The organism is Bradyrhizobium sp. UBA2491 (genome assembly GCF_002341725.1).
Classification (GTDB): Bacteria; Pseudomonadota; Alphaproteobacteria; order Rhizobiales; family Xanthobacteraceae; genus Bradyrhizobium.
Genome location: NZ_DDOP01000050.1, coordinates 172,931 through 187,683, shown reverse-complemented (window position 1 = coordinate 187,683; position 14,753 = coordinate 172,931). Strand labels below are relative to the sequence as shown.

The window sequence follows — 14,753 nt, the reverse complement described above, 5'->3', positions numbered from 1 at the left end:
GCGTCGCGCGGCCCCGGCGTTTTCGCCGTGGGTCGCCACGTCAGGAGTTTGACTGAAGCCGAGAGCCTAGAGCCAGGACCAGACCAGCGCCACGTTCGCGGCACAGGCCGCGAGCAGTGCGAGCGCGAGCGCGCAGTGCACGCGTTCATGGGGGGTCTGAAGGATCGCTCTCATGGATTGGAGCATCCGGCGATTCTACCCGGAGAGTCCCGGGGATTCTTTTTTCCCGGGTTTACCAGCCATTAAGGACTCAGGGCTCGCCGGCGAAAGGTCCGAAATGACTCACATTTTCAGATGCTTACCCGGGAATGCGCTCACGGTTCCGTGATTGGAACGGCAATCTCGCAGGAAACCGGGAACGCCGGCCGGCGTTGTCGGTGTTTGGGGGACCGACCGATGCCGTATGCGCTGTTCTATCAGGACGCCAAGCTGAGCAAGGCCTATCCGACCGAGGCCGACGTGTGGAAGCTCGCCAGGAAATCCGGGCTGGTGGTGGATGCCGTCAGCGAGGAGGAGACGGCCGCGCCGCGTCCGGTGCTGGACAACAACTACGAAATCCGGCCCTGCCAGCTCGAGCCGAATGAGGACCCGGTCCAGAACAAGGCCGATGCCGATCGTGAAGCGCGCCAGGAGCCGCGGTTGAATTGAAGACACCGATGGGGCCGGCGCGCGGGTACGGGCCGGAGGCGCGAGTGCGATCGGTGTTGCTCTTACGGCGTCGCCGTTGCCAGCGAGGCCTGTTCGGCGGCCAGCGAGACGCAAATCTTGCGCCGATGCAGACCCCGGATCGCGCCCGTCACCTTCAACACCTTGCCGGCCGCGCAGGACGCGTCCTGAACGAACACGACCTCGTAGGGCGCAAGCGCCAAGGGTTCGGATTTGAGGATGGTCTGGGCAAGACACGGCACGGAGACCGCAGAGAGGATCAGCCCTAACGCAAAGCTACGCATGTTTGTTTGTCCACCAGCCCGGCAACCGCACAATACCGCATCACGATGAAAGTTCCGTGCAATGCAGGAATTATTTTTTGCATTGCACGATCAGGCGTGAATATCGGCTGAATAAGCAAGCGTCGGGCCAACAAAAAAGGCCGACCCGAAGGCCGGCCTTTTCGAATTCGGTAAAGGACGTCGCAATCAGTAGCGGGAGCCCACCGGACCGCCCCAACCGAAGCGGTAGTTGACCCCGAGCTTGACGGTATGCTCGTCGTTCCGGAAGCTCGCGCCGACGATGTCGGCCGGCCCGCCGGTGAAGGTGGTCTTGCCGAAATTGTAATACTGGTACTCGGCCTTCGCCGACCAGTTCGGAGCGAACATGTATTCGAGGCCGGCGCCGACCGTATAGCCGTCCTTGTGGCCGCCATCGGTGGTGAACGCCGCTGGCACGCCGCCGACCGACGCCGTGATGTTGTTGTTGTCGCGCCAGGCATAACCGCCCTTGGCGTAGAGCAGCGCCGGACCCCAGGTGTAGCCGAGGCGGCCGGTCACCGAGCCGATCTGGTCGGTGTTGCCGGTCACGACCGTTCCGGCGGGGAACGTCAGGCCATTGTTCGACGAGCTCGGCAGCCAGGAATACTGCGCCTCGATACCCATCACCCAGTTGGGGGCGAACTGATAGTCGAAGCCACCCTGCACGCCACCCAGGAAGCGCGCATCGCTGCCCATCAGGTTGTTGCCATCGGTGAAGGCGCCGCCGACATGGCCGCCGATGTAGAAACCGGTCCAGTTGTAGACCAGCGCCGGGGCGGTATAGGGCGGCGGGGCCTTGGTATAGGTGCGGGCCGGCATGTCAGCCGCGAACGCCGGGCCCGCAAAAGCGGCCAGCGCGACTGTGCCCAGCAAAAACTTCTTCATCTCTGATCCCCGTTACGACGTTGCGCTGTTAAGACAAACAACGTGACCTCAATTGGGTTGCTTTGGGGCAATGCCGCACCTGTGAAGTTTCCGTACTGTGACGGGGTCGCAACAACGCCCGTTTGTTCCTTGGCACGGAAGGTTTTTTCACCGGTTAAGCAACCGCATTTCGGCTGCATATAAGTCGCGGGCGGCTAAGTTGCAGTTCAAGGCTCCCCGAAAAGTGATCGGAGTTCGCTAACGATCCGGTCAGACCTGCCGGTCGGGCACGCTGCGACAGGCCGCCGCGCGTCAGCGCGTCATTTTTTCCAGCTCCGGGAATGCCGCATAGGACGCGCCGGCGCAGGCCTCGGCGGCGTTGTCGAGGATGCGGTCGAGCCGGCCGTCGACGAACAGGACGCCGCGCTCGCGGGCTGGGCGGTAATTGCCATCGGTATCCCTTGCGCTGTAGCGCAGGCAGACCACGTAGCGCAGCCGGCCGCCGACCGTGCGCTGCACCGGCTCGGCGATCCCGGCTTCGCGGACCCCGACCGGATTGTTCAGGTAAGTTCGCATGAAGGCGAGGATCTGGTCGCGGTACCTGTCCGGAAACGGCTGGTTGGCGACGCCGCGATCGTCGGTGAAGGTGGTGGAGCTGCCGCCGTCATCGCTGGTGAGGCAGCCGGCGAGCGGAATCGAGAGCAGCGCGATCGCCGCCAGTTGTGCCAGAATCCGCAAACGTCGTTGTGTCATGAGTCCCCGGCCGTCTGTTTAGACCGCCGCGCGGCCGAAGGGAATTCGCAACTCGGTTATTGCTGCCGGCTCATTCTTTGGCACGCTGGAGCCGCGACGCGGCATCGTCGTCGAGCACATCGCTTCTGATGCTGTCGGCAAATTTGCGCATCAGTCGAACCAACTCCTGCACGTCGCGCATGTCCCAGCCTGTGAAGACGGCATCGGCGAGCCGTTCGCGAGCGGCGTCGACGGCATCCGTCATCGTCTTGCCTTTCGGCGTCACGATCGCCTCGCGGACCCGGCGGTCGCCGGCGCCGGCCTGGCGTGCGACGAGGCCGAGGTTTTCCAGCTTGGCAATCTGCCGGCTGACGGTGGTGTAGTCGCGTCCGACGCGGTCGGCCAACTCGACCACCCCGATTGGACCGCGCCGTTCGATCACGACCAGCAGCGGAAACAGCGCCCGCTCCAGCGAAATGCCGGCCTCGCGAACCATCTGCTCGTCGCGCTGCGGCCGGTTCATCACCCCGACGATGTCGATCAGGGCCTCATGCAGAGCCCGTACCGTTTCACGATTATGTGTATTTTGCACCCTTTTCGTTGACGACATCCAGGTCCTCCAATTATGTGCATACTACACATATGGAGAGGACCATGACACAGGAATTCGCAGCTGACGTTCTGATCATCGGCGCGGGCGCCGCCGGCCTGACGCTGGCAATCGAGCTGGCGAGGCGGGGGATTCGCTTGCGCCTGATCGAGCGGATGGATGCCCCCTTTCACGGCTCGCGCGGCAAGGGCATCCAGCCCCGGACCCTGGAAATCTTCGAAGATCTCGGCATTGTCGACCGCATTGTCGCGGCCGGCGGTCCCTACCCGCCGCAGCGCGAGCACCATGCGGACGGCGGCTTCACCGACAGCGAGATGATAGAGCGTAGCGATCCGACGCCGACCGAGCCCTACCAGGTTCCGCTGATGATCCCGCAATTCCTCACCGAGGGCGTGATGCGCGAGCGGCTGCGCGAGCTCGGCCACCAGGTTGAATTCGGCTGCGAGCTGACCGGCTTCACACCGGATGAGGGCGGCGTGACGGCGGTTCTAGCCCGCGATGGCGCCGAGGAGACGATCCGCGTGCGCTACCTGATCGGCGCCGATGGCGGTCGCAGTTTCGTGCGTCATGCGCTCGATATCGGTTTCCCCGGCAAGACGCTCGGCGTGCGGGCGGTGGTGGCCGATCTCGCCTTGAGCGGTCTCGAACGCGATGCCTGGCACCGCTTCCATGAGGGTTCGATGGAGCGCCAGATCGCGCTGTGCCCACTTGCCGGCACCGAGCTGTTCCAGTTGCAGGCGCCCGTCCCGCTCGAGGGCGATGTCGACCTTTCGGCCGAGGGACTTGCCCGAATGATCGCAGCGCGCAGCGGCCGCAACGACATCCGGATTGACGCTGTGGCGTGGGCGTCGGCCTACACCATGAACGCAAGGCTCGCCGATCGCTATCGGATCGGCCGTGCATTCCTGGTCGGCGATGCTGCGCACATTCATCCGCCGACCGGTGGCCAAGGCCTCAACACCAGCGTGCAGGATTCCTACAATCTCGGCTGGAAGCTGGCCGCCGTGATCGCCGGCGCACCGGATGCGCTACTAGACAGTTATGAAGCGGAGCGGCGTCCGATCGCGGCCGGAATGCTCGGCCTGTCGACCAAGCTGCTCGACGCCAACAAACGCGGCGACATGCGGCGCGGCCGTGAAGTGCATCAGCTCGACCTCAGCTATGGCGGATCCCCGCTCGCACTGGAGCTGCCTGAACGTCCCGGCGGCCTGCTCGCGGGAGACCGTGCCCCCGACGCGCAGCTGCGCGGCGCCGCCGGTCAGCCGAAGCAGCTGTTCCAGCTCTTCAAGGGGCCGCACTGGACGCTGATCGGTCACGAGGTGGCGCGTGATGCGGTCGCGCCCCGCCCTCACCTGCGCATCCACACCACCGGACCGCGCGGCGACATCGTGGACGATGCCGGCGCGTTGCGCAAAGCCTATCAGCTTGACGCCGGCGACTGGGTGCTGGTGCGGCCCGACGGCTATGTCGGCGCGATCGTCGGTTCGGAAGCGCTCGACACGCTGGAGGACTATCTGCGGCGTGTCGGCCTCAACTAGCGCACTCGCTGCAAGGGACTGAACGCACTCCGGCCCGCCGCCATTGGGGAAGCAATGGACAGGCGGGCCGGTTCTGCATCCTGAGGGCGCAGCGGGGCAATGTGGATCGAACGACGCCCTCCGGATCAGGTTCAGTCGCGCTCGATCAGCCGCGCTTGGCCGGCACGACGTGCTTGGTCGCGACCTTGGCCGAGACGTGCTTGGAGACGTGCTTCGGCGCCTTCACCTTCAACATGCCCATGTGCTTGTGGTGGCGGTGATGGCGATAGTGCTTGTGGTGATGGCGGCCCATCTTGGCATTGGCGTTGCGCACCTTCGACGGCAGCTGCTCGCTCTTGATCACCGGAGCGGCCTTGGTCGCCGGGGCAGTCGTGGTCACCGGCGCGGGCGTTGTGGTCTTGCCGGCCTCGGTGGCGAACGCCGGCGCTGCGATCACGGACATGGCGAGCAGCGCGGCGGAAATGGTCTTCAGCATGGTGGTCCTCCTCGTCGGGATCGAGAGGTCTCCGGCCGGATGGTCGGCCTCACCGATCAATGCACGTGACCTTATGGGCCGGGCACTGAACCCGTTCTGAAGGGGGCTGACGGAATTCATTCATGTGAATGACATCTCTGTCATGTTGCCCAGCCCGCCACGGCTGGCACGGCATCACGCAATCGTGGGGTTGGCCGGGAATGTTCTGCACCCCCGGGTGTTCAAGTCAGCAGGCTTGGGTGTACGATTGCCGAGCACGATCAGGAACGATCAGGAGCAACCAGGAATGAGCAAGACGACAAAGTTTGTGGGCCTCGCAGTGCTCTCGATGACGCTTGTCGCCGGGCCGGTGATCTCGGCCTACGCCGCGGGCAGCGACAATCCCTCGCCGCCGGCCTCCGACAGCGGCAAGGGCAAGAAGTCGACCAAGAAGGACAAGAGCTCCGCGATCGACGATCAAAAGTTCCTGGCCGGCTATCACGCCGCCTACGCCACGATCTACGACAAGCACGACTATGCCGCCGCGATCGAGCAGCTCAAGGCGCTCGGCCAGGACGACCGTGCCGACGTCGCCAATTTGATCGGCTACTCCTATCGCAAGCTCGGCGACTACAAGGTCTCGCAGATCTGGTACGAGCGCGCGCTGAAGGCTGACCCGGCCCATGTGCGGACCTGGCAGTATTACGGCCTCTGGCAGGTCGAGCAGGGCAACCGCGACCAGGCGCAATACCATCTCAACCGCATCGCCCAGCTCGCCGGCACCAACAGCGAGGAATACCGCTCGCTCGCCGCCGCGCTTGAGAAGCCGCCCGGCACCGGGCTGGTCTACTGAGCCCAACGCTCTGACGCATGAGCCGGCGCTGGTCGTCACGACCGCGCCGGCTTTTTTGCTGGCGAGCGCAGCGGCTACGGGCGCTGCAACCCGGCGGTCCGTGCCGCATAGGCATCGAGCACGTCGTCGGCACTGTAGGCCGGACGCGCCGCGAATTCATCACGCAGGCCGAGCCGCGCCGACGTCCTGAGCCGTGCGGCGGTGGCCTCGGTCATGATCGGCTGCAAGCCGATCTCGCGCAGCCCCTCCGCAACGCCGTCCATTTCGACCGCGCGTCGCTCGGCGTGCAGCACATCGGTGCGCACGCACATGTCGACGAATTTGCTGTAGCGCGTCGCATCCATCGGCTCGCAGATGCCGCGCAGCGCCTCGCCGCGCACGCCCGCCAGCGAGGCGGCGGTGAGCGCCTCGACGATCAGCGCCTCCATGCCCTTGGTCACCACGCTGCGAAGCATCTTCACCGCGGCTGCGGTGCCCGCGTCGGGGCCGGCGTGCTCGATCGCAAAGCCGAGCGGCGCAAACAAACCGGCGAAGCGCTCGGCGCCATCGCCCGAGCAGTATAGCGGCACCGCCGCGCCATAGATGCTGACCGCGCCCATCAGGTTGGCGTCGACGAAGGCACCGCCGTTGGCCAGCACGGCATCCGCTGTCAGCCGCTTGGCCTTGGGCGTCGAGGCGTTGATGTCGATCACCAGCATCCCCGGCCGGACCAACGCGGCAATCGATTGGCCGACCGGCATGGCGGTCGCGACCACGACCGCGGAGAACACTATGTCGGCGCGCGTCATCAGCTCGCGCAGGCTGTCCACCAGCTCGACGCCGTGCGCGGCGGCGATACTCCGGAACGCTTCCGAATACGGTGGACGATTGGTCGTTCCCTCGCAAAACACCAGCGGTGGTGGAACACCCTTCCTCGCCAGATGTGCCGCGAAGCACCGGGCCGCTTCTCCGAAGCCGACAAAGCCGATTGTCTTTTGGGTCATGGCAACCCCACGCGTCACGCGATCGCTCAGCCGGTGCGAAGCAAGAACCATGCCCGACACCTTCCCACGAATCGCCACGCCGTCATGAGGTCGCGGTGATCTCGAACACCGGCCGGCGGCGGCCGAGGATGGCGAGCAGCACCAGCGCGCAGACCGAGCAGGCGATCGCGAGCTCGAGCACGGCGTTGCCGCCGAACCGCGTCAGCAGATAGGCGAGCGTCGGCGGCGACGCCGCCGAGATCAGGTTCAACGGCAGCGCGATATGGGACGAGGCCTTGGCGAATTCGCTCTTGTCGTAGAACGCCAGCGGGATGGTCGCGCGCGCAACCGCGAGCGCGCCGCTGCCGAGACCGTAGATCAGGATGAAGGCCGCAATCGCCCAGTGGCTGCCGTGGCCGGCGATCAGAATCAGCATCGCGACCGGCAGCAGTGCGCCGGCGACCAGTCCCGTGCTGATACCGTCCCAGCGGCCGCCGCCGAGAAAATCGATCGCGCGCGCCGAGACCTGCACGATGCCGAGCATCGAGCCGAACGCGATCGCCTCCGGCGCCGACAATCCCTGCGCCTTCAGAAGTTCCACCAGCACCGCGCTGAAGCCGAAGCTGACGAACGCGTTCAGCGCAATCGCCGCGACCACAAGGAAAAACGTGCTTCTGGCCGGCGGCGGCGCGGCCGACCGGTGCGATGACGGCGCGGCTTCGGCGTCATCGACCGCACGGCGCGGCAGCCCGAACTTGTAGAGCGGCAGGCAGACCAAAATCATCGTCGCGGCATAGACCAGACAGGTGCCGTGCCAGCCGATCGCCGCGGTGAGAAACCCTGTCGTCGGCCAGAAGATGCTGCTGGACAATCCGGTGACCAGCATCAGCGCGCCGATCGCGCCCTTCGCGTTCCGCCCAGCCACCTCGTTCAGCATGATGTAGGCGGCCGTGCTCAGCGCGGCGCTGCCGGCGGCGCCGAGGATCGCCCAGGCGGTGAAGTACAACGCCACCTCGCGGGCACAGGCCAGCACGACGAAGCCGAGCGCGGCGACGGCGCTGCCGATCATCATGACGCGCCGCGCGCCGACCCGCCGGAACGGCCCGGCGAGCAGCGGCCCGCACAGGCCCATGGTCACATAGAAAACCGAGGTGCCGGCAAACACCATGGGGAGCGGGATCCGCAGATCGGCCGCGATCTGGTGGCCGGCGATGGCCGGCAGGCCGAGGGTGCCCCACCCGAACACCTGGGCAACGGCGAGGACGAGGAGAACGCCGGCGAGCTGCCTGTCCATGCCCAGGACCCGTGCCCGGTCCGCCATCGTCATTCCCACCACCGCATTTCGACCCAAAAGGCTGGGTTAGCCGAACGGGCGTGACGGTATCATGACTGCGGCGGTCCGGCCGGGCACAGGCCGGCCAACATCCCCAGGGATTACGGATAATGAGGGATTACGGATAATGCTCGAGACGCCGGTCGGGCTTCTGCCGATGGCTCGCTCCCACCGTGTTGCCGGGCGTTGCCGGGTCCGGCCTGCCCGCACGCGCCGCCGTCCCGTCCGGCTGACCGCTGTCGCCGGTCGTCTTGCCGGCGTTCGGCGCCTGGCCGGTGGTGGTGACATTGGCGGCGGTCTGCCCGGCCCCGGCCGAACCGGTCGATGGACCGGAGCTCTGCGCCAACACGGTCCCCGACAGCACCAGAGCCGCCATCAGTATTGCCGCGTTGACTGTCATGGAGGGCCCTTCTGCGCGCGAATGATGCACAGCAACGCGCCAGTGCCGATCGCGTTCCAACGCCGCCGCAGCAGAGTTAACCCCAACGACCGCTTCCGCAGGGGCCCGTCCGCGAAGGAGCGACCATATCGGGCAACGCTGGCAGGGCCCCGATCCGGGCTTACCTAGGCAACATGCAACGCATCTCCACCCTGACCTGCCCGGCTTGCGGCTTCGCCAAGACCGAGACCATGCCGACCGACGCCTGCCAGTTCTTCTACGACTGCGTGGGCTGCGGCATCCGCCTCAAGCCGAAGCCCGGCGATTGCTGCGTGTTCTGCTCCTACGGCTCCGTGCCGTGCCCTCCCGTCCAGGCGGACGGAAAATGCTGCGGTGATGCCGCATGTAGCGGCCAATGAGAACCTGACCGGCCGGTGACCGCACTGCCCTTCACGATGGCGAAGATCGCGGGGATCACGATCAGCGTCAGCAAGGTCGACGAGATCATCCCGCCGATCATCGGCACCGCGATGCGCTGCATGATCTCGGAGCCGGTGCCGGTGCTCCACAGGATCGGCAGCAGCCCGGCCATGATCGCAACCACCGTCATCATCTTGGGCCGGACGCGCTCGACCGCGCCCGCGATGATCGCGCGGTGCAGATCGTCGCGGCCGACCGCCCGTCCCTCGGCGGCGCAGCGCGCCCTCGCCTCGTCCAGCGCGTGGTTGAGATAGATCAGCATCACGACGCCGGTCTCGGCGGCAACGCCGGCAAGCGCAATGAAGCCGACCGCGACCGCGACCGACAGGTTGAAGCCGAGCGCCCACATCAGCCAGAGGCCGCCGACCAGCGCGAACGGCAGCGACAGCATCACGATCATGGTCTCCGCCACCGAGCGGAAGTTGAGGTAGAGCAGCAGGAAGATGATCGCGAGCGTCACCGGCACCACGATCTTGAGTCGGGCGGCGGCGCGCTCGAGATATTCGTAGCTCCCGCTCCACACCACATAGGTACCGGGCGGGAACTGGACAGCGGCCTGCACCGCGCGCTGCGCATCCGCGACGTAGCCGCCGAGGTCGCGCTCGCGGATGTCGACATAGATGTAGGTCGCAAGCTGCCCGTTCTCGGTGCGGATCGAGCTCGGCCCGCGCGCGGGCTTGACGTCCGCGACTTCGCCAAGCGGCACCGCACCGCCGGCCGGCATCGACACCAGCACGTCGCTGGCGATCGCGCCGGGATTGTCGCGTAGATCGCGCGGATAGCGCATGTTGACCGTGAAGCGCTGCCGCCCCTCCACCGTCGTGGTGACGGTCTGGCCGCCGAGCGCGGTCGCGATCGCGTCCTGCACGTCCTGCACCGCGATGCCGTAGCGCGCCAGCGCCTCGCGGTTCGGCGCGATCTCGAGATAGTAGCCGCCAAGGCTGCGCTCGGCATAGGCCGACGAGGTGCCCGGCACGGTCTTGAGCACCTGCTCGACCTGCCGCGCGAGCTGGTCGATCGTGCCGAGGTCGGGGCCGATCACCTTGACGCCGACCGGCGTGCGGATACCGGTCGAAAGCATGTCGATGCGCGCCTTGATCGGCATCGTCCAGGCATTGGAGACGCCGGGGAATTGCAACGCCTTGTCCATCTCGGCGATCAGGCCGTCGAGGGTGAGGCCCTTCCGCCATTCTTGCTTCGGCTTGAGGTTGACGATGGTCTCGAACATCTCGGACGGCGCCGGATCGGTCGCGGTCGCGGCGCGGCCGGCCTTGCCATAGACCGAGGCGACCTCCGGAAAGCTTTTGATGATGCGGTTCTGCATCTGCATCAGTTCGGATGCCCTGGTCACTGAGATGCCCGGCAGCGTGGTCGGCATATAGAGCAGCGTGCCCTCGTTGAGATCGGGCATGAACTCGGTGCCGAGCTGCCGCGCCGGCCAGATCGAGACCGCGAGCGCGCCGAGCGCCAGTAGGATCACCAGCGTCTTGGCCCGCAACACGCCGTTGATGACCGGACGGTAGATCCAGATCAGGAAGCGGTTGATCGGATTCTTGTGCTCGGGGATGATCCTGCCACGGACGAAGATCACCATCAGCGCCGGCACCAGCGTCACCGACAGCAGCGCGGCCGCCGCCATCGCGAACGTCTTGGTGAAGGCGAGCGGCGAGAACAGCCGGCCTTCCTGCGATTCCAGCGTGAAGATCGGCATGAACGACACGGTGATGATCAGCAGGCTGAAGAACAGCGCCGGGCCGACTTCGGACGCGGCCTCGATCAGGATCGACACCCGCGACTGGCCGGGCTTGGCGCGCTCCAGATGCTTGTGCGCGTTCTCGATCATCACGATCGCGGCGTCGATCATGGCGCCGATCGCGATCGCGATGCCGCCGAGGCTCATGATGTTGGAACCGATTCCGAGCAGCTTCATCGCGCCGAATGCCATCAGCACCCCGACCGGCAGCATCAGGATCGCCACCAGCGCGCTGCGGACATGCAGCAGGAACACGATGCACACCAGCGCGACCACCACGCTCTCCTCGAGCAGCGTGCGCTTCAGCGTGTCGATCGCCGCATAGATCAGGTTGGAGCGGTCATAGACCGGCACGATCTCGACCGATTTCGGCAGGCTGGTCGCGATCTCCTTGAATCGTTTCTTGACGTTCTCGATCACGTCGAGCGCGTTCACGCCGAAGCGTTGCAGCACAATGCCGCTTGCCACCTCGCCCTCGCCGTTCAGTTCGGCGATGCCGCGCCGCTCGTCCGGACCAAGCTCGACGCGGGCGACGTCGCGCAGCAGCACCGGTGTGCCGTTGTCGGTCTTCAGCACGACATTGCCGAGGTCATTGATGTCCCTGAGATAGCCCTTGCCGCGAATAACGTACTCGAATTCGGACAGCTCGACGGTGCGGCCGCCGACATCGGCGTTGCTGGCGCGGATCGCATCGCGCATCCGCTGCATGGTGATGCCGCGGTCGCGCATCCGCTGCGGGTCGAGGACCACGTTGTACTGCTTGACGAAGCCGCCGACGCTTGCGACCTCGGCGACGCCCTCCGCCTTGGCCAGCGCGAACTTCAGGTTCCAGTCCTGGATCGTGCGGGTGTCGGCGAGATTGAGCTGCTTCGACATCACGGCATATTGGTAGACCCAGCCGACCCCGGTCGCATCGGGGCCGATGGTCGGCGACACCCCGGCCGGCAGCCGCGACGCCGCGCCGTTGAGGAATTCGAGCACGCGCGAGCGCGCCCAGTAGATGTCCGTGCCGTCCTCGAAGATGACGTAGACGAACGACACGCCAAAGAACGAGAAGCCGCGCACGACCTTGGATTTCGGCACCGTCAGCATCGCCGTGGTCAGGGGATAGGTGACCTGGTCCTCGATCACCTGCGGTGCTTGCCCCGGATATTCGGTGTAGACGATGACCTGGGTGTCCGAGAGATCGGGGATGGCATCGAGCGGCAAATGCAGCAGCGCATAGAGCCCTGCGGCCGCCGCGAAGCCGGTGCCGAACAGCACCAGCAGCAGATTGCGCGCCGACCAGCTGATGACGCGGGCGATCATGGCCTGCCTCCATCCATCATCTCGCTTCCGCCCGCCGCCTGCTTGCCGCCGGCCTCGGCAAAGCCCTTGATCGCGGCCTTCAGATTGCTTTCGGCATCGATCAGGAAGGTCGCCGAGGTCACCACTGCGTCGCCCTCGGCAACACCGTCGCGGATCTCGACATAGCCGTCGCCGCGCCGGCCGAGCTTGACCTCGCGCGGCTCGAACCGCCCGTTGCCGCGGTCAAGCAGCACGGTCTGCCGGCTGCCGGTGTCGAGGATGGAATTATCGGCGACCGTCAGCACCGGCGCCGCGCTGCCGGTGTCGATCTCGGCATCGACATACATGTCCGGAAGCAGCGCGAGATCGGCGTTCTCCAATTCGATCCGCACCCGCGCGGTGCGCGTCTCCTTGTTGACCTGCGGATAGATCATGCTGATCTTCCCCGCGAACGCACGGCCGGGATAGCTGCGCGCCCGCACCATGACCTGCTGCCCGACCACGATGTTGCCGAGGTCGCGCTCGGCGACGTCGAGCAGCGCCCACACGACGGAGACGTCGGCGATCCGGAACAGCACGTCACCTGGCTGCGCACGCATGCCCTCGATCGCAGCGCGCTGCAACACGATGCCGTCGCGCGGCGACGACCACGGAATTGCGATCGGCACCGTGCGGCTCTTCTCCATCTCGGCAATGACGGCCTCGGGGACGTCGAGATTGGTCAACCGCTGCTTGGAGCCTCGTCCGTAAGGCTCGATACCTGCGGTCGCCTTCGACGTGATGGTCGCGACATATTCGGCCGCGGCGGACGATATCGCCGGACTATAGACCTCCATCAGCGGCTGCCCCTTGGTCACCCGGCTGCCGGTGGTGACGTCGGCCACCTTCTGCACATAGCTCTCGGCGCGCATCGCGATCACCGAGACGCGCCGTTCGTCGAGCTGGATCGTGCCGGGCGCGCGGACCAGGGTACGGATGCGCCGCATCTCGGCCGGCTCCGACTTGACGCCGGCGCGTTGGACCTTGCCGGGCGACAGCGTGATCGAACCATCGTCGCTGTCCTCGCCGTCATAGACCGGGATGTAGTCCATCCCCATGGAATCCTTCTTCGGCACCGGCGAGGTGTCGGCAAGTCCCATCGGGTTGCGATAATATTTGACCTTGCGATCGCTGGGCGCGGCCGCAGCTTTCGGCTGCGCGGGCTCGCCCGAATGCGCATCAGCCTCGGGAAAAACCGGCAAGTAGTCGCGCCCGTCGGGCGTCTGCTTCGGCGTCGCCGAGTAGAGCGGCTTGCCGTCGGGATCGCGGTAATAGATCGGCGCAGCACTCTCTGCTGCGCGCGCAGCGGAGACGATGGCAGTGATCGCGAGGCGCGGCGGCATACCGCGAAGGTTCCATGCGACGCCGGCCGCTGCGACGATCGCAGCGGCAGCACCGGCCCAAACGAGACGCCTCATTGCTCGGCCGTGACGACGAGCTTGTTTTCAACCGAGCCGGTCTCGCCCTGCACCTTGGCGCCGAGCGATAATTGCCAGCGGCCGGCCATGCCGAAGGTCGCCTTGAACCGGTAGGTGCCGGGTTCGGTCGACGGCATCGGCGTCACCTTGGTGGCCATCTCCTGCATGCCGTCGGGCGCCATGTCGAGCCGGGTCGAGAAGATGATCGCATCTGGAACGGATTTTCCGGTGCTCTTGTCGAGCAGCCGTACCGTAACGACACGATCGGCCCCGGCCTTGACGGTCGGCTGCACGAGCTGGAATTCGTAGTTCTTGATCTCGGCATGAGCGGGCGCGTGGGCCAGGGCAACGCCGATCAGCGCGGCCGCAGCGGCGCGCGCGAGGTGGAGAGACTTCATGGGTAATGATCCTCGATAGGTCTGATGAACCGCGTGAACGGCATGCAAGGCGCGCGCACCGTCAGGCGCACGCGTCAGCGATCAGGCGCTGCAAGCGCCCGTCAGACGTTGGATCGAGGTGGATGATCCGGAGGCTTGGCGCCAAGCCCGTCAAGCAGACGGTCGTCGCCCGCCGCAAAGGCGTTCTGCGACGGATCACGCGCGATCAGCGAGGCGGCCCCGGCAGGAAGCGGTAGCGAGACACTCAGCATGCACAACGCAAGGAACGGACAATCGTCGCAGCCCTTGCTCTTGGTCTGGTCCGGACAGCACGGCATGCCGTCCGCCATCACCTGCGCCGAGATGGCTCCGTCGTGCATGGCATGACCCGACATGGCCTGATGGTCAGTCATCGCCTGTGTCGCGGCAACCTGCGCATCCGGCATCATCCGGGCGAATGCCGGCACCACGGGCGCGAGCAACAGCCCGGTCGCGACAAGCAGCAGTACCCAGAGATTGGCGATCCGCCTCAGATGCATGCCCGCTTGTCGCACGGATCAGCGGAACCTGCAAATCCGCGCGACTTCACGATCGCGCCAGCTGCGCATCGTCCAAAGGCGTGCAAGACTCGAACGCGCAGATGATGACACCGCGCATCTGGTATCTTGAGCTTAGAACCATCCTTTGACGTCGTCCTGGCGTAAGC

The 14,753-nt window shown here is 65.9% G+C and carries 16 protein-coding genes; 4 read left to right on the top strand and 12 right to left on the bottom strand.

What is annotated here, in order from left to right; all coding sequences use genetic code 11:
* The first annotated feature begins 396 nt into the window (after positions 1–396).
* The gene (locus B2W55_RS17400) at positions 397–648 is read left to right on the top strand and encodes a hypothetical protein (RefSeq protein WP_024582400.1); all 252 of its coding nucleotides are present in this window, start codon (positions 397–399) and stop codon (positions 646–648) included.
* A gap of 62 nt (positions 649–710) precedes the next feature.
* Here B2W55_RS17400 and B2W55_RS17395 read toward each other — a convergent pair whose 3' ends face one another.
* The 4 genes from B2W55_RS17395 to B2W55_RS17380 form a co-directional block, all read right to left on the bottom strand.
* Positions 711–950, bottom strand: coding sequence for a DUF6719 family protein (locus B2W55_RS17395; RefSeq protein WP_024582401.1), 240 nt, complete (start codon positions 948–950; stop codon positions 711–713).
* A gap of 186 nt (positions 951–1,136) precedes the next feature.
* Entirely contained in the window at positions 1,137–1,853 is a 717-nt protein-coding gene (locus B2W55_RS17390; protein ID WP_024582402.1) for an outer membrane protein, read from the bottom strand.
* A 291-nt stretch (positions 1,854–2,144) separates the two neighbouring features.
* The gene (locus B2W55_RS17385) at positions 2,145–2,585 is read right to left on the bottom strand and encodes a hypothetical protein (RefSeq protein WP_244442243.1); all 441 of its coding nucleotides are present in this window, start codon (positions 2,583–2,585) and stop codon (positions 2,145–2,147) included.
* Between the two features lie 70 nt (positions 2,586–2,655).
* Entirely contained in the window at positions 2,656–3,174 is a 519-nt protein-coding gene (locus B2W55_RS17380; RefSeq protein WP_024582404.1) for a MarR family winged helix-turn-helix transcriptional regulator, read from the bottom strand.
* Between the two features lie 44 nt (positions 3,175–3,218).
* On the opposite strand from B2W55_RS17380, the gene B2W55_RS17375 reads away from it, so the two are divergent.
* The gene (locus tag B2W55_RS17375) at positions 3,219–4,712 is read left to right on the top strand and encodes an FAD-dependent oxidoreductase (RefSeq protein ID WP_024582405.1); all 1,494 of its coding nucleotides are present in this window, start codon (positions 3,219–3,221) and stop codon (positions 4,710–4,712) included.
* Between the two features lie 145 nt (positions 4,713–4,857).
* On the opposite strand, the gene B2W55_RS17370 is transcribed toward B2W55_RS17375, so the two are convergent.
* Positions 4,858–5,187 carry a His-rich protein BRANT gene (locus tag B2W55_RS17370; protein WP_024582406.1) on the bottom strand — a complete coding sequence of 110 codons (330 nt, stop codon included), beginning with the start codon at positions 5,185–5,187 and terminating at the stop codon, positions 4,858–4,860.
* 286 nt (positions 5,188–5,473) lie between these two features.
* On the opposite strand from B2W55_RS17370, the gene B2W55_RS17365 reads away from it, so the two are divergent.
* The gene (locus B2W55_RS17365) at positions 5,474–6,019 is read left to right on the top strand and encodes a tetratricopeptide repeat protein (RefSeq protein ID WP_024582407.1); all 546 of its coding nucleotides are present in this window, start codon (positions 5,474–5,476) and stop codon (positions 6,017–6,019) included.
* Between the two features lie 74 nt (positions 6,020–6,093).
* Here B2W55_RS17365 and B2W55_RS17360 read toward each other — a convergent pair whose 3' ends face one another.
* The 3 genes from B2W55_RS17360 to B2W55_RS17350 all read right to left on the bottom strand — a co-directional run bounded on the left by B2W55_RS17360 (position 6,094) and on the right by B2W55_RS17350 (position 8,714).
* Complete coding sequence (locus B2W55_RS17360) at positions 6,094–7,002, bottom strand: NAD(P)-dependent oxidoreductase (RefSeq protein ID WP_024582408.1); 909 nt, start codon at positions 7,000–7,002, stop codon at positions 6,094–6,096.
* Positions 7,003–7,084: 82 nt separating this feature from the next.
* On the bottom strand, positions 7,085–8,308 hold the full coding sequence (locus B2W55_RS17355) for an MFS transporter (RefSeq protein ID WP_024582409.1): 1,224 nt from the start codon (positions 8,306–8,308) through the stop codon (positions 7,085–7,087).
* A gap of 124 nt (positions 8,309–8,432) precedes the next feature.
* Positions 8,433–8,714, bottom strand: coding sequence for a hypothetical protein (locus tag B2W55_RS17350; protein WP_145987224.1), 282 nt, complete (start codon positions 8,712–8,714; stop codon positions 8,433–8,435).
* Between the two features lie 173 nt (positions 8,715–8,887).
* Between B2W55_RS17350 and B2W55_RS17345 the strand changes: the two genes are divergently transcribed.
* Entirely contained in the window at positions 8,888–9,112 is a 225-nt protein-coding gene (locus B2W55_RS17345) for a GDCCVxC domain-containing (seleno)protein (RefSeq protein ID WP_080891154.1), read from the top strand.
* On the opposite strand, the gene B2W55_RS17340 is transcribed toward B2W55_RS17345, so the two are convergent.
* From B2W55_RS17340 to B2W55_RS17325, 4 genes are all read right to left on the bottom strand, one after another.
* The gene (locus B2W55_RS17340; protein ID WP_024582411.1) at positions 9,037–12,234 is read right to left on the bottom strand and encodes an efflux RND transporter permease subunit; all 3,198 of its coding nucleotides are present in this window, start codon (positions 12,232–12,234) and stop codon (positions 9,037–9,039) included. The two genes, B2W55_RS17345 and B2W55_RS17340, sit on opposite strands and share 76 nt — an antisense overlap.
* Positions 12,231–13,670, bottom strand: a complete 1,440-nt coding sequence (locus B2W55_RS17335) for an efflux RND transporter periplasmic adaptor subunit (protein ID WP_024582412.1) — start codon at positions 13,668–13,670, stop codon at positions 12,231–12,233. Before B2W55_RS17335 ends, B2W55_RS17340 begins: the two co-directional genes overlap by 4 nt.
* Positions 13,667–14,068: a FixH family protein gene (locus B2W55_RS17330; protein ID WP_024582413.1), complete on the bottom strand. Its 402-nt coding sequence runs from the start codon at positions 14,066–14,068 to the stop codon at positions 13,667–13,669. The genes B2W55_RS17335 and B2W55_RS17330 overlap by 4 nt, the downstream gene beginning before the upstream one ends.
* Before the next feature lie 101 nt (positions 14,069–14,169).
* Positions 14,170–14,586, bottom strand: a complete 417-nt coding sequence (locus B2W55_RS17325) for a hypothetical protein (RefSeq protein WP_024582414.1) — start codon at positions 14,584–14,586, stop codon at positions 14,170–14,172.
* Between the last annotated feature and the right edge of the window lie 167 nt (positions 14,587–14,753).

Excerpts from the sequence above, each read along its gene's own strand:
- B2W55_RS17340 (WP_024582411.1), bottom strand. The coding sequence starts at position 12,234 with ATGATCGCCCGCGTCATCAGCTGGTCGGCGCGCAATCTGCTGCTGGTG.
- B2W55_RS17370 (WP_024582406.1), bottom strand. The coding sequence starts at position 5,187 with ATGCTGAAGACCATTTCCGCCGCGCTGCTCGCCATGTCCGTGATCGCA.
- B2W55_RS17360 (WP_024582408.1), bottom strand. The coding sequence starts at position 7,002 with ATGACCCAAAAGACAATCGGCTTTGTCGGCTTCGGAGAAGCGGCCCGG.
- B2W55_RS17345 (WP_080891154.1), top strand. The coding sequence starts at position 8,888 with ATGCAACGCATCTCCACCCTGACCTGCCCGGCTTGCGGCTTCGCCAAG.
- B2W55_RS17390 (WP_024582402.1), bottom strand. The coding sequence starts at position 1,853 with ATGAAGAAGTTTTTGCTGGGCACAGTCGCGCTGGCCGCTTTTGCGGGC.
- B2W55_RS17350 (WP_145987224.1), bottom strand. The coding sequence starts at position 8,714 with ATGACAGTCAACGCGGCAATACTGATGGCGGCTCTGGTGCTGTCGGGG.
- B2W55_RS17325 (WP_024582414.1), bottom strand. The coding sequence starts at position 14,586 with ATGCATCTGAGGCGGATCGCCAATCTCTGGGTACTGCTGCTTGTCGCG.
- B2W55_RS17385 (WP_244442243.1), bottom strand. The coding sequence starts at position 2,585 with ATGACACAACGACGTTTGCGGATTCTGGCACAACTGGCGGCGATCGCG.
- B2W55_RS17330 (WP_024582413.1), bottom strand. The coding sequence starts at position 14,068 with ATGAAGTCTCTCCACCTCGCGCGCGCCGCTGCGGCCGCGCTGATCGGC.
- B2W55_RS17375 (WP_024582405.1), top strand. The coding sequence starts at position 3,219 with ATGACACAGGAATTCGCAGCTGACGTTCTGATCATCGGCGCGGGCGCC.
- B2W55_RS17380 (WP_024582404.1), bottom strand. The coding sequence starts at position 3,174 with ATGTCGTCAACGAAAAGGGTGCAAAATACACATAATCGTGAAACGGTA.
- B2W55_RS17365 (WP_024582407.1), top strand. The coding sequence starts at position 5,474 with ATGAGCAAGACGACAAAGTTTGTGGGCCTCGCAGTGCTCTCGATGACG.
- B2W55_RS17400 (WP_024582400.1), top strand. The coding sequence starts at position 397 with ATGCCGTATGCGCTGTTCTATCAGGACGCCAAGCTGAGCAAGGCCTAT.
- B2W55_RS17335 (WP_024582412.1), bottom strand. The coding sequence starts at position 13,670 with ATGAGGCGTCTCGTTTGGGCCGGTGCTGCCGCTGCGATCGTCGCAGCG.
- B2W55_RS17395 (WP_024582401.1), bottom strand. The coding sequence starts at position 950 with ATGCGTAGCTTTGCGTTAGGGCTGATCCTCTCTGCGGTCTCCGTGCCG.
- B2W55_RS17355 (WP_024582409.1), bottom strand. The coding sequence starts at position 8,308 with ATGACGATGGCGGACCGGGCACGGGTCCTGGGCATGGACAGGCAGCTC.